The organism is Mesorhizobium sp. A556 (genome assembly GCF_054489545.1).
Map to the genome: position 1 here is coordinate 21,771 of NZ_JBTMXA010000011.1, position 12,058 is coordinate 33,828.

At 64.1% G+C, this 12,058-nt stretch carries 13 protein-coding genes and 1 other RNA gene; 5 read left to right on the plus strand and 9 right to left on the minus strand.

Annotated elements, in window-relative coordinates:
* The first annotated feature begins 23 nt into the window (after positions 1 to 23).
* Entirely contained in the window at positions 24 to 473 is a 450-nt protein-coding gene (locus ACX3P0_RS19210) for an Lrp/AsnC family transcriptional regulator (protein WP_459080840.1), read from the plus strand.
* A 111-nt stretch (positions 474 to 584) separates the two neighbouring features.
* On the plus strand, positions 585 to 1,205 hold the full coding sequence (locus ACX3P0_RS19215) for a glutathione S-transferase family protein (RefSeq protein WP_459090995.1): 621 nt from the start codon (positions 585 to 587) through the stop codon (positions 1,203 to 1,205).
* A 24-nt stretch (positions 1,206 to 1,229) separates the two neighbouring features.
* Here the strand turns inward: ACX3P0_RS19215 and argB are convergent, their stop codons facing one another.
* Positions 1,230 to 2,123 (minus strand): acetylglutamate kinase, encoded by an 894-nt coding sequence (argB, locus tag ACX3P0_RS19220; protein WP_459090997.1) that lies wholly within the window; start codon positions 2,121 to 2,123, stop codon positions 1,230 to 1,232.
* 177 nt (positions 2,124 to 2,300) lie between these two features.
* Here argB and ACX3P0_RS19225 point away from each other — a divergent pair, with 177 nt between their 5' ends.
* Positions 2,301 to 3,302, plus strand: coding sequence for an LLM class flavin-dependent oxidoreductase (locus ACX3P0_RS19225; protein WP_459080836.1), 1,002 nt, complete (start codon positions 2,301 to 2,303; stop codon positions 3,300 to 3,302).
* A 5-nt stretch (positions 3,303 to 3,307) separates the two neighbouring features.
* Here ACX3P0_RS19225 and ACX3P0_RS19230 read toward each other — a convergent pair whose 3' ends face one another.
* From ACX3P0_RS19230 to ffs, 6 genes are all read right to left on the minus strand, one after another.
* Positions 3,308 to 4,540, minus strand: a complete 1,233-nt coding sequence (locus tag ACX3P0_RS19230) for a lytic murein transglycosylase (RefSeq protein WP_459091181.1) — start codon at positions 4,538 to 4,540, stop codon at positions 3,308 to 3,310.
* Positions 4,541 to 4,550: 10 nt separating this feature from the next.
* Positions 4,551 to 5,156 carry a recombination mediator RecR gene (gene recR, locus ACX3P0_RS19235; RefSeq protein WP_459090999.1) on the minus strand — a complete coding sequence of 202 codons (606 nt, stop codon included), beginning with the start codon at positions 5,154 to 5,156 and terminating at the stop codon, positions 4,551 to 4,553.
* A gap of 59 nt (positions 5,157 to 5,215) precedes the next feature.
* Positions 5,216 to 6,091 carry a cell wall hydrolase gene (locus ACX3P0_RS19240; RefSeq protein ID WP_459091001.1) on the minus strand — a complete coding sequence of 292 codons (876 nt, stop codon included), beginning with the start codon at positions 6,089 to 6,091 and terminating at the stop codon, positions 5,216 to 5,218.
* 210 nt (positions 6,092 to 6,301) lie between these two features.
* Positions 6,302 to 6,625: a YbaB/EbfC family nucleoid-associated protein gene (locus ACX3P0_RS19245; protein WP_459080833.1), complete on the minus strand. Its 324-nt coding sequence runs from the start codon at positions 6,623 to 6,625 to the stop codon at positions 6,302 to 6,304.
* 33 nt (positions 6,626 to 6,658) lie between these two features.
* Complete coding sequence (locus ACX3P0_RS19250) at positions 6,659 to 8,551, minus strand: DNA polymerase III subunit gamma/tau (RefSeq protein ID WP_459091003.1); 1,893 nt, start codon at positions 8,549 to 8,551, stop codon at positions 6,659 to 6,661.
* 116 nt (positions 8,552 to 8,667) lie between these two features.
* An RNA gene (ffs, locus tag ACX3P0_RS19255) (signal recognition particle sRNA small type) lies at positions 8,668 to 8,764 on the minus strand.
* A gap of 184 nt (positions 8,765 to 8,948) precedes the next feature.
* On the opposite strand from ffs, the gene ACX3P0_RS19260 reads away from it, so the two are divergent.
* Positions 8,949 to 9,368 (plus strand): HIT family protein, encoded by a 420-nt coding sequence (locus tag ACX3P0_RS19260; RefSeq protein WP_459080831.1) that lies wholly within the window; start codon positions 8,949 to 8,951, stop codon positions 9,366 to 9,368.
* A 59-nt stretch (positions 9,369 to 9,427) separates the two neighbouring features.
* Positions 9,428 to 10,372, plus strand: a complete 945-nt coding sequence (gene nudC, locus ACX3P0_RS19265) for an NAD(+) diphosphatase (RefSeq protein ID WP_459091183.1) — start codon at positions 9,428 to 9,430, stop codon at positions 10,370 to 10,372.
* 3 nt (positions 10,373 to 10,375) lie between these two features.
* Here nudC and ACX3P0_RS19270 read toward each other — a convergent pair whose 3' ends face one another.
* Positions 10,376 to 11,257, minus strand: a complete 882-nt coding sequence (locus tag ACX3P0_RS19270) for a prephenate dehydratase (RefSeq protein WP_459091005.1) — start codon at positions 11,255 to 11,257, stop codon at positions 10,376 to 10,378.
* Between the two features lie 11 nt (positions 11,258 to 11,268).
* Positions 11,269 to 11,997 (minus strand): 3-deoxy-manno-octulosonate cytidylyltransferase, encoded by a 729-nt coding sequence (locus tag ACX3P0_RS19275; RefSeq protein ID WP_459091007.1) that lies wholly within the window; start codon positions 11,995 to 11,997, stop codon positions 11,269 to 11,271.
* Between the last annotated feature and the right edge of the window lie 61 nt (positions 11,998 to 12,058).

Sequence of the window (12,058 nt, forward strand, 5' to 3'; positions counted from 1 at the left end):
AAGGTTTCTCGAATTGGTAGATCATGGATTCCTTGGACCAAAAGCTGATCACGCTGCTGCGCCACGATGCGCGCCGTACCGTGTCCGATCTCGCCATCCATCTCGATGTTTCTCGCGCCACGGTGCGCTCGCGTATCGAGCGGCTGGAACGCGCCGGCGAGATCGTCGGCTACACGGTCATCCTGCGCGCCGACGCGGTCGAATTGCCGGTTCGCGGCATCATGATGATCGAGATCGAAGGCCACGCCGCCGACCGGGCCATCCGGGCGCTGGGCGGCTTTGCCGAGGTTTCGACCATCCACACCACCAATGGGCGCTGGGATCTGGTGGTCGAACTGGCGACCGCGACGCTGACCGATTTCGACGCGGTGCTGCGCCGTGTCCGACTGATACCGGGCGTCACCGGCAGCGAAACCAACCTTTTGCTGGCGACGCCGCGCAGCACCAGGGCGCGGCTGACGCCGCAAAGCTGATAGATCGACCTGGACCGCAGGAAAAACCCACTGGCCTTGTCGCTGGCCGCTTGAGCGGCGGGGCGTTTGCATGGTCAAATCGCCGCCGGCCGGCATGGCGGGAGAAACCAGATGTACACACTCTATACGCGGCCGGGCAGCGGCGGCTTTATCGTGGAAGCGGCGTTTCTTTTGGCCGGCGAGCCCTTCGAGCAGATCGACGTTGCGAAAACCGACCGGCCCGAGGCCGCTTTCCTCGCGGTCAGCCCGCTGAACAAGGTTCCGGCGCTGACCTTGCCCGATGGCATTTCGATAACGGAATCGGCGGCGATCTGCATCCTGCTGGCCGAGCGTCACCCCGAAGCCGATCTGGCTCCGATGGCCGGTTCCGCCGATCGTGCCCAATTCCTGCGCTGGATGGCGTTCATGGCGTCGTCGCTTTATCCCGCCGATTTGCGCTTCTACTACCCCCACCGCTACACGACCGATCCGGATGGCAAGAAAGCCGTCCGGCAGGCGGCGGTTGTCGAGATGGACCAGGGTCTTGCCGTGGTCGATGCGGCCCTTGCCGGTCGCGAATGGCTGGTCGGCGACCGCCTGTCGATTGCCGATATCTATCTGCTGATGCTGTTTTGCTGGCACCCGGAGACGGCGCGCGCCCGCGCGACATGGCCGAATATCGAGCGCTTATGCCGCGTGCTGCGCGAGCATCCGGTTCTGAAAGAACTCAACGCCAGGCATGAGATGTGGTGAGGTCCCCAAGCCTGATACTCGGGGCTACGGAACGATCAGCGTTCCCGCGCCGTGCTCGGTGAACAGTTCGAGCAGCACCGAATGCGGCGTCTTGCCGTTCAGGATAACGACGCCCTCGACGCCGCGCTCGATGGCCTCGATGCAGGTCTCGACCTTGGGGATCATGCCGCCTGAAATGGTGCCGTCGATGATGAGGTCGCGCGCCTGCGCAACCGTCAGTTCGTCGATCAGTTTCTTGTCGGCGTCGAGCACGCCCGGCACGTCGGTCAGGAACAGAAGCCGCGTCGCACCGAGCGCGCCGGCAATCGCGCCGGCAAAGGTGTCCGCGTTGATGTTGTAGGTGTGGCCGTCGCGCCCAGGTGCAACGGGTGCAATCACCGGGATCATTTCCGAGCGCGCCAGGAGGTCGAGCAAGGTTCGGTCGACCTCGATCGGCTCGCCGACGAAGCCAAGGTCGAGCACGCGCTCGATGTTGCTGTCGGGATCGGTGAAGGTCTTGCGCGCCTTTTCGGCAAAGACCATATTGCCGTCCTTGCCGCACAGGCCGATCGCCCATTCGCCCTCGGCGTTGATGAGCGCCACGATCTCCTTGTTGATGGAGCCGGCCAGAACCATCTCGACGATCTCGACCGTCTTGGCGTCGGTGACGCGCAGGCCGCCCTCGAACTTCGATTCGATGCCCATTTTGGCCAGCATGGCGCCGATCTGCGGCCCGCCGCCATGAACGACGATGGGGTTGACGCCGGACTGCTTCAACAGCGCGATATCGCGCGCAAAGGCCTTGCCCAGTTCAGCATTGCCCATGGCGTGCCCGCCATATTTCACCACCACCGTCTTGTTCTCGTAGCGCTGCATGTAGGGCAGCGCCGCGGAGAGCAGCGCGGCCTGCATTTCGGCGGTGGCGGCGACGTCGTTCATCGGCTTGGGTCCCGGCGGCATGGAAGAACGGCGGCGGTGTAGCGGGATTTTCGGCGAGGGGCAAACGGCATTTCGCCGGCTGGAGTGGAAAGGGCGTCGACATCCGGTTCCTGCCGTTTGCGGCGGAGAGAGCGGCTCCCTATATCCGGTGCTGTTCTTCCCACTGGATACCCGCTCATGGCCCTTCTGTCCGTTCTCGATCTGTCTCCCATCGTCGAAGGCAGTTCTGCCTCGCAGTCGCTCGCCAACTCGCTCGACCTCGCCCGCCATGCCGAGCGGCTGGGCTACAAGCGCTACTGGCTGGCCGAGCACCACAACATGCCGGGCATCGCCAGCGCCGCAACCGCCGTCGTCATCGCGCATATTGCGGGCGGCACAAAAACCATTCGCGTCGGCGCGGGCGGCATCATGCTGCCCAACCACGCGCCGCTGATCATCGCCGAACAATTCGGCACGCTGGCAGCGCTCCATCCGGGCCGCATCGATCTCGGGCTTGGCCGCGCACCGGGCACGGACATGCTGACGGCGCGCGCACTTCGCCGCAACATGGAGGCCGGCGTCGATACGTTCCCGCAGGACGTGGTCGAACTGATGCGCTATTTTGAGCCCGCCGAGGAAGGCCAGCGCATCCGCGCCGTGCCCGGCGAGGGCCAGCAGGTGCCGGTGTGGATACTCGGCTCCAGCCTTTACGGCGCGCAGCTCGCCGCGATCCTCGGCCTGCCCTATGCTTTCGCCTCGCATTTCGCGCCGGCCGAAATGGATCACGCCCTCGACGTCTACCGGACACGCTTTCAGCCGTCGCCGCAACTCGACAAGCCCTATGTGATGCTGGGGCTTAATGTCGTTGCGGCACCGACCGATGCCGAGGCGAGGTTGCTGTTCACCTCGCTGCAGCAGGCTTTCGTCAATTTGCGTACCGGCCGCGCCGGGCCGCTGCCTTTGCCGATCGAAGGCTACGAGCAGGCCCTCGATCCCGTCGCGAAAACCATGCTCGGCCAGGCGCTTTCGCAGGCCGTTGTCGGCTCGCCCGAAACGGTCCGGCAGGGCGTCGAGGCCTTCATCCGCCGCACGGGCGCCGACGAACTGATGGTCACCGCGCAGATAGCCGACCATGCGGCGCGCGTAAAATCGTTCGAGATCCTGGCCGAAGCGCATGGGGCGTTGTCGAAGGCGGCTTAATTAATTTAGCGCAGCGCCTTCACCAGTTTCGCATCGGGAAAGCAGGTGGCGGCAAGGCCGTTCTTTTCCTGCCAGGCGCCAATCGAGCGCCGGGTCTTGAAGCCGGGCAGCCCGTCGGCGGAACCGACATCGTAACCCTGCTTCTCCAGCCCGCGCTGCATCGCGGCAATGTCGGAGCGGTAAAGTCCGCCGACCGCGCCCCAGCCCGCCGAAAACCGCTTGTCGCCATAGGCGATGCGGTCGGCGCCATGGCCGATGAACAGCGCATAGAGGTCGCTCATATTGTATTCCTTGAGCACGTAGAAATTCGGCGTGACGATGAAGGCCGGCCCTTCGCGTCCGGCCGGCATCAGCAAAAACCCTTCGGCCCGCGCCTCGCTTGCCGGAAACGGCTTTGCGCTGACGCGGTTGATGCCGAGCTTTTCCCATTGGACGAACTTCTTGCCCCGATCCGGCCCTTCCAGCGAGCAGGAAACGCTGGCCGGCACGGTCACCTCAAAACCCCAGTCGCGGCCTTTCTGCCAGCCGTAATCGGCCAGATAATGGGCGATGGAGGCAAGAACATCCGGCGTCGAATTCCAGATGTCGGGGTGCCCGTCGCCGTCGAAATCGACCGCATGCTTGAGGAAGGAGGTCGGCATGAATTGCGGTTGTCCGAGCGCGCCGGCCCAGGAGGATTTCATCGCAGCCCGGGGGACCAGCCCCTTCTGGACGATCTCGAGCGCAGCCAGCAGTTCCGTGCGGAACATGTCCTTGCGCGTCGACATGAACGCCTTGGTGCCAAGCACGCCGAAGGCATCGTAGGAAAGTTTTGCCGCCCCGAAGCCGGTTTCGCGCCCCCATATCGCCAGCACGATGCCGCCCGGCACGCCGTACCGCTTTTCGACGGACGCCAGTGTTCTGGCATTGGCCGAGGCGCGCGCCCGCCCGCCCGAACTTACCGCGCCAATGGTCTTTTCGGCAAAATAGCTGCCCGGCGAACCGAACTCCGCCTGATGCTGCTTTTTCGGCGTTTTTGGTTTCTCGCCGGGCATGACCAGATCGGGCAGCTTCAGATTGGGCTTTATCCCGGCAAACGCCGCGTCGAAGGTTTTTTGGGAGATGCCCTGGCTCTTCGCCTGCGGCCACAGATCGGTTCGCAGCCATGCCTGGAACTGGTCGTCGATTTGGGCAGCGGAGACGGGCGCGAGAGATATCAGCAGCATAGTGAGGGCGGCGAAGGCGAGCACACCACGCATCCAACCCATGTCAAAACACCGTCCGCGATTTCAGCGCGGCGACCAGCGTTCCCTCGTCCAGATAGTCGAGTTCGCCGCCGACCGGCACGCCATGCGCCAGCCGCGTGATCTTCACCTCGAACCCGGAAAGCTGGTCGGTCACGTAGTGCGCTGTGGTCTGCCCCTCGACGGTGGCGTTGACGGCAAGGATCACTTCCTTGACTTCGCCGCCGGCGACGCGGTCGACTAGCGAGCGGATGTTCAGTTGATCTGGGCCGATGCCGTCGAGCGGCGACAGGGTTCCGCCCAGAACATGGTAGCGCACGTTCATGGCGGTCGCGCGCTCCAGCGCCCACAGATCGGCGACATCCTCGACCACGATCAAGGCGGCGGGATCGCGGCGGGGATCGGTGCAGATCATGCAGGGGTCGGCAGTATCGACATTGCCGCAGGTGGAACAGATGCGCACCTTGTCGACCGCCTCGGCCATGGCCTGCGCCAAGGGCTGGAGCAACTGCTCCTTCTTCTTGATGAGGTGGAGGGCGGCGCGGCGGGCCGAACGTGGCCCTAGCCCCGGCACCTTGGCCAGAAGCTGGATCAGGCGCTCAATCTCGGGGCCGGCGATTCGCTTGGACATGACGTCCATATAAAGCCAATCGCCAAATGCGAACAGCGGGGGCGACGGCGCAATCGCCGTCAGTATTCGGTCATCGGCCGGCTCTGGCTCATGATCAGTTCGCCGATGGCGTTGGTGTCGTCAGGCGTCGACTGAAACGACAGCACCGGCTGCGAAACGTCGCGGGTTGCGGCTGCGGCCATGACGGGGGCCTGCGTTGCCGCGGTGTCGAAGTCCTGCGCCGAACCGAAACGCGCGGCGTCGGGCTCCTGCATGGCGATGAGCGTCTTGCTATCCGGCAGCGGCTTGGCAGCCGGCGTCGCGGTCGTCTTGAGCGTCGGGACCGGCGCTGCCGAAGCCAGCAGCACCTCCGGTTGGGCGGTCGTTGCGGCGCTGGCGGGAGCATCTTTCGCCGGTGTTGCGCTGGCAATCGCAAACAGGCCTTCGTCCGGCAGCGGCTTCCAGTTGCGGCCGCGCTTCTCGTAGAAGGCATTGCCGCCGGCAACCTCGATATAATGCATGTTCTTGTAGGGGAATTTCAGGCCCGCCGTATGGAAATGCATGGCATTCTTCAGTTTCGGCGCGCGCTCACCCTTCAAAACGGCCTGAGCGGCCGCCTCGACGTCCGGCATCGCCTTCGAATTCATCTTGCGCGTCAGCACGCCGGGCGCGAACTGGCGCGGTTCGCCGACAACGCCGCAGATCGTATTGCCATGGCGGCCCGACCGAAGCCGGTTCATCACCACCGTGCCCACCGCGACCATGCCTTCACGGCTGGAGCGGTTGGATTCAAAGAACATCGCCCGCGCAAGGCATTCCTTGTCCCTGGAAGTGTATCTGTAGGCGTGCGTGCTCATGAAGCTCGGCGTGAGGCTGGCGGCGGAAATGCTTCCCGTGGTCTGGTTACAGCCGGCCAGCAGCAAGGGGGAGATCAGGATGCCCAGCAGCGCAGGCATCTTCCATCGCAGAGCGACCAGGTTCTGGATAATCGACAAACTGGCCTCTTCTGCTGCTGTCCCGCCCCCGCGTCATGGCAAGAATGGGGCAATATCAGGCAAAAAGATGGCTAACGCCTTAATAAGAACGATTGACACCGCAAGCCAAGGCTTTGAATGCGATCAACATTCCGCCTTGGTCAGTTACATTGCGTGACTGGGGGCAGGACTTCAGAACGGCAGCTTCATTCCGGGCGGGATCGGAAGGCCGGCCGTCAACGCCTGGGTCTTCTCCTGCATGACCTGATCGATCCGGCCCTTGGCGTCGTTATGGGCGGCCAAAATCAGGTCTTCGAGGATCTCGACCTGGTCTTCCTTGAACAGCGACGGATCGATCTTCAGCGCCTTCATGTCGAACTTGCCGGAAAGCGTCACTTGGACAAGACCGCCGCCAGCCTGCCCCGAAGCCTCGACGCTGGCGATCTCTTCCTGCATGGCCTGGAACTTGGCCTGCATTTCCTTTGCCTTGCCCATCAGGCCGAGAAGGTCTTTCATGGTGCGATCCTTTGCCGGTTATTGTCGTTGCGGTCAGTCGTCGTCGCCGGCCACCGGCTCCACCGGCAGGTCGGCCTCGATCCCGTCAGCGTCCGGCGCATCGGGAATGCGCACGTCGATGATTTTCGCGCCGGGAAACCGCGCCAGAACGGCCGCGACGGCCGGATCGCTGCGCGCGTCGAGAAAGGCGGTTTCGCGCTTGGCTGCTTCCATCTCGGCGAGTGTTAGCCCACCCTCGTCCTTGGAAAGCGAAACCATCCAGCGTTGGCCGGTCCAGGTTTCTATCTTGCTCTTGAGTTCACCGAGCAGCGTCTTCGGAGCCGCGTCGGTAAGGCCGACGTCCAGCCTGCCGGGAGAAGCCTTCAAAAGCCTCACATGCGCCTTCAGATTGACCTTGAGCAACTGGTCGCGATGCGTCTCGGCGAGCGCCACCAGGTCGGCCAGCGACTTTACCTGAACGGAAGGCGGCGCCTCCGGCGAAGGCTCGGGCACAATGACGGGCGCTACCGGTTCCGGTGCAGGTGCCGCTTCCACCAGCCGCATCGCCTGCGCGCCGCTGCCGCTCGACGGCATGCGCGCATGGGCGACCGCGCTGGCCCCGCCATTGCCGGAAGGTGCGGAGGCAGATGGAGCCGGCGTGCTGGACGCACCATTTTGCCGGGCCTCGCCACTGGCGGAACCCGCTTCACTTTCCAGCGATTTGAGCGCCTCGTCCAGCGTCGGCAGGTCGGCGGCGTGCGCCAGACGAATCAGCACCATTTCGGCAGCACTTACCGGCCGGCTGGAATTCTGGACCTCGGGGATACCCTTCAACAGCATCTGCCAGGTGCGCGACAGCACCCTGACCGACAGCGTCCCGGCAAGAACCGCGCCCCGGCTGCGCTCGTCCTGCGACAGCGAGGCGTCATCGAGCGCCTCCGGCACGAACCGCAGGCGGGTGACGAGGTGATTGAACTCGGCAAGATCGGTCAGCACGGTCGCCGGGTCGGCGCCCGTGTCGTATTGCGAGCGGAACTCGGCAAGGGCCGCCGCCACGTCGCCCCGCATCACCTGTTCGAACAGGTCGACGATACGGGTGCGGTCGGCCAGGCCCAGCATGGCGCGCACTTCGGCGGCCCCGACCATGCCACCGCCATGGGCGATCGCCTGGTCGAGAATGGAAAGCGAATCGCGTGCGGAACCTTCCGCCGCGCGGGCGATCATCGCCAGCGCCTCGTCGTCGACCGCGATGCCTTCCTTGGCCGAGATCGAGGCAAGATGCGCCACCAGCGCGCCGGCATCGATGCGGCGCAGGTCGAAGCGCTGGCAGCGCGACAGCACCGTGATCGGGACTTTCCTGATTTCGGTGGTGGCGAAGATGAATTTGACGTGCGGCGGTGGCTCTTCCAGCGTCTTCAGCAGGCCGTTGAAGGCCTGGTTGGACAGCATGTGGACCTCGTCGATGATATAGACCTTGTAGCGCGCCGAAACGGGGGCGTAGCGCACGCGCTCGATGATGTCGCGAATGTCGTCGATGCCGGTATGCGAGGCGGCGTCCATCTCGATGACATCGACATGGCGGCCTTCCATGATGGCCTGGCAATGCTCGCCAAGGACGGCGAGATCGACGGTGGGCTGGTTGGCGGTTTGCGTCTTGTAGTTCAGCGCGCGCGCCAGAATCCGCGCCGTCGTCGTCTTGCCGACGCCGCGCACGCCGGTCAGCATCCATGCCTGCGCGATGCGGCCTGTGGAAAACGCATTGGTCAGCGTTCGCACCATCGGCTCCTGGCCGATCAGTTCGGAGAAATTGGAAGGGCGATATTTTCGCGCCAGCACCCGATAGGCGGCGGTGGCCTTGCCTGCCTCGCTCGGGCCTACCCCGCTTGGGCCTGCCTCGCCTGGGCCTATCTCGCTTGGACCCGTATCGTTATTGCCGGCTTCGCTCATCCGTCCGTTTTGCTCCCCGGCCGTCTTTTATGCTGCCGATTCCAACAACAGAGTTTCGCCCGCGTACCGGTGCTCCGTCAACAAGGCGGCTGTCCGGAGCGGCGGATTGCGAAGAGGTGGGAGGCTGGAACAATGACCCGTTCCGGGCTCGTTAGGGCTGCTTCCTTCCGGACCTGACCCGGTTGGCGAGTGGCTCGTCCACCACCAACCTCCCGACCTCCATATCGGCAATTCGGAGAAGAAATGCAAGGGTTGCGCGAAATCGTTGCCGGCATGCCGCAAAGCCCAACGAATCGCTTGCCGCGCCGGGGAACGCGCAATAGCTTTCCGAAGGTACAGCCCATAATTCGCAGCCGTAATTTCGTAGCCAGGAATTCGTAACGAGGAAAAAAGGCCGATGATGCCGATCCTGCAGGCCGGATTCACGCTCGACGCCCGGCTGGAGGCGGACAGCGAGCAATTGATGTGGCTCGGCCTGTGCGAATTGCGGGTCATGAACGATCGGCGCTGGCCCTGGCTGTTGCTGGTGCCGCAGCGGCCGGGCGCGGAAGAAATCCATGAAATGACGCCGCTCGACCAGACCATGCTGACCTTCGAGGTCAATATGGTGGCGCAGGCGCTGAAAAAGACGACCGGCTGCAGTAAGATCAATACCGGCGCGCTCGGCAATATCGTGCGGCAGCTCCATGTGCATGTTATCGCCCGCTCCGAGGGCGACCCCGGCTGGCCGGGTCCGGTCTGGGGCCATGGCCTGCGCGAACCTTACGGGGGCAACGAGTTGCGCAAGTTTGCCGAAACGATCAAGGCGGCGCTATGAGGCTGCCCAAATTCCATCCGCCGTTTTTTCGAGCCTACCCTCCCGAGTCTGTTCTGCCCATGGTCTTCAGCCTGTTTGACGCGCCCTTGCGCGAACCGAGCCAGTTCGTCGGCTTCGCCGGCAACCGCCTGGACCGCCAATCCGAAAACCGCTCCGACGACGGCGTCGAACGCGCGCTGGCCGACCCTTCGGCAAGGTTGCTGCTGGTCCGCGACGGCAGGCTGTTCCTGAAAATGGACGGCGCGAATTTCGACGGCTGGTTCGGTGTCGCTGAAAGCAAAGCGCTTGGCGCGCAAAACTTCAGCGAGGCGATCCTGCTCGGCATGGCGGACGGCACGCCTGTGCTTGCCATGCCATCCGCGCTTGCGCCGGAACTATTGCCGGAGACGATCAAGGCGATTGACTACCGGTCCGTCTATACGCAAGGCTTGATCGACGAGGCGGGGCTCGGCGCGCTGGCGCAAGCCGTTTCCATGCTCGCCTGGCACGCCAGCCACCGTTTCTGCGGCAAATGCGGCGCGGAGACCGCCATGAAGGCGGGCGGCTATCGGCGCAAATGCGCCGCCTGCGGCACCGAACACTTTCCGCGCACCGATCCGGTGGCGATCATGCTGACGGCAACCCGCGAAAAATGCCTGCTTGGCCGTGGCCCACACTTTGCGCCGGGCATGTATTCGGCGCTGGCCGGCTTCATCGAGCCGGGCGAAACCATCGAGGACGCTGTGCGGCGCGAGACGCTGGAAGAGGCGGGGATCAGGCTGGGCCGCGTCGTCTACCATGCCAGCCAGCCATGGCCGTTCCCCTATTCGCTGATGATCGGCTGCTTCGGCGAGCCGATCAACGAGGACATCCAGGCGGATCTCAACGAACTGGAAGACTGCCGCTGGTTTTCTCGCGACGAGGTTCGCCCGATGCTGGCGCGCACCCATGCCGGCGGCCTGATAACGCCGCCGCCGGGCGCCATCGCCCACCATCTCATCCGCGCATGGGTGGACGCCGGGTAGGGTTCAGTACTTCGACCCCTGCGAAGCCCGGTATTCGTTGGCTTCGTAGACGCCGAGGATACGCACTTCGCGCGAGAAGAAGCGCAGTTCCTCCAGCGCCCGCGCGACCTTGGCGTCTTCGGGGTGGCCTTCGATGTCGGCGTAGAACTGCGTCGCGGTGAAGCCGCCGTCGAGCTGGTAGCTTTCCAGCTTGGTCATGTTGACGCCATTGGTGGCAAAGCCGCCCATCGCCTTGTAGAGCGCCGCCGGCACGTTGCGCACGCGAAACACGAAGGTCGTCATCATGGCGGTAGCAGCAGTGGCCCGCTCGGCCCAGTTCTTGGCTTTAGACAGGACGACGAAGCGGGTGATGTTGTTTTCGGTATCCTCGACATTCTCCTCGATCACGTCGAGCCCGTAGAGGGACGAGGCCAGCGACGGCGCCAGCGCCGCCATGGTGCGGTCCTGCACCTCGGCCACCAGCTTGGCCGCGCCCGCCGTATCGCCGGCGACCGTCGGCTTCCAGCCGTTCTTGCGGATATATTTGCGGCACTGGCCGAGCGCATGGATATGGCTATGGATGGTCCTGATTTCCTCGCGCTTGACGCCGGGCAGCACCATCAGCTGGAAATGGATGGGCAGGAAATATTCGCCGACGATGTAGAGCTTCGATTCCGGCAGCAGATGATGAATGTCGGCGACCCGGCCAGCGATCGTGTTCTCGATCGGGATCATGGCGAGGTCTGCCTTGCCCGTCTCGACCGCGTTGAAGGCGTCCTCGAAACTCGGGCAGGGCAGGGGCTCCATCGAAGGATAGACGTTGCGGCAGGCGGTGTCGGAGTTCGCGCCCGGCTCGCCCTGGAAGGCGATCCTGTTGGTTTTGTCCTTGGGTGTCTTGTCTGCCATGGTCGGATTTCTCAGTTTGAAAGCATTGTTCGGGCGCGCTCGAGGTCACTGGGCGTATCGACCCCCAGCGGCACCGATTGCACGATTTCGACGTCGATGCGCATGCCGGCTTCCAGCGCGCGCAATTGTTCCAGCCGCTCGCGCCGTTCCAGCGGCGAGGGCTTTAGCGCCACGAAGCGCTCGAGCGCTGCCCGGCGGTAGGCATAAAGCCCGATATGGTGATAAAGCGGCCCCTCGCCCCAGGGGGCTGTCGCGCGGGTGAAATACAGGGCCTTGAGCCGCGAGCCCGACAGCGGCGAGCCGATCACCTTGACGACGTTGGGATCGAGCTTCTCTTCCTCCCGCACGATCTCGACGCACAGCGTGGCGATGTCGACGGCGGGATCGTCGAACGGTTTCAGCGCCGCTCTTATCAGCGCCGGATCGATCGTCGGCAGATCGCCCTGGACATTGACGATGGTTTCGACCCTGGCGTGCGGGTCGAGCGCGTTCAACGCCTCGAAAATGCGGTCCGATCCCGATTCATGGTCGGGCCTCGTCATCACGGCCTCGAAGCCATGGGCGCGGACCGCTTCGGCGACGCTTTGCGCGTCGGTTGCGACCACGACGCGGCCGAGCCGGCTTTCCGCGGCACGACGCGCGACATGCACGATCATCGGGCTGCCGGCGATATCGGCCAGCGGCTTGCCCGGCAGCCGGGTCGAGGCCATGCGGGCCGGGATGAGGATCAATGTGGACATGAGCGGATGCGATATTCGAAAAAAGGATAAGGAAAAGTGTCAAAACGTCTCACTGGCAGCG

Bases quoted from the DNA above. Each gene is read 5' to 3' on its own strand.
- ACX3P0_RS19210 (WP_459080840.1), top strand. From the start codon at position 24: ATGGATTCCTTGGACCAAAAGCTGATCACGCTGCTGCGCCACGATGCG.
- ACX3P0_RS19215 (WP_459090995.1), top strand. From the start codon at position 585: ATGTACACACTCTATACGCGGCCGGGCAGCGGCGGCTTTATCGTGGAA.
- argB (WP_459090997.1), bottom strand. From the start codon at position 2,123: ATGAACGACGTCGCCGCCACCGCCGAAATGCAGGCCGCGCTGCTCTCC.
- ACX3P0_RS19225 (WP_459080836.1), top strand. From the start codon at position 2,301: ATGGCCCTTCTGTCCGTTCTCGATCTGTCTCCCATCGTCGAAGGCAGT.
- ACX3P0_RS19230 (WP_459091181.1), bottom strand. From the start codon at position 4,540: ATGCGTGGTGTGCTCGCCTTCGCCGCCCTCACTATGCTGCTGATATCT.
- recR (WP_459090999.1), bottom strand. From the start codon at position 5,156: ATGTCCAAGCGAATCGCCGGCCCCGAGATTGAGCGCCTGATCCAGCTT.
- ACX3P0_RS19240 (WP_459091001.1), bottom strand. From the start codon at position 6,091: ATGCCTGCGCTGCTGGGCATCCTGATCTCCCCCTTGCTGCTGGCCGGC.
- ACX3P0_RS19245 (WP_459080833.1), bottom strand. From the start codon at position 6,625: ATGAAAGACCTTCTCGGCCTGATGGGCAAGGCAAAGGAAATGCAGGCC.
- ACX3P0_RS19250 (WP_459091003.1), bottom strand. From the start codon at position 8,551: ATGAGCGAAGCCGGCAATAACGATACGGGTCCAAGCGAGATAGGCCCA.
- ACX3P0_RS19260 (WP_459080831.1), top strand. From the start codon at position 8,949: ATGATGCCGATCCTGCAGGCCGGATTCACGCTCGACGCCCGGCTGGAG.
- nudC (WP_459091183.1), top strand. From the start codon at position 9,428: ATGGTCTTCAGCCTGTTTGACGCGCCCTTGCGCGAACCGAGCCAGTTC.
- ACX3P0_RS19270 (WP_459091005.1), bottom strand. From the start codon at position 11,257: ATGGCAGACAAGACACCCAAGGACAAAACCAACAGGATCGCCTTCCAG.
- ACX3P0_RS19275 (WP_459091007.1), bottom strand. From the start codon at position 11,997: ATGTCCACATTGATCCTCATCCCGGCCCGCATGGCCTCGACCCGGCTG.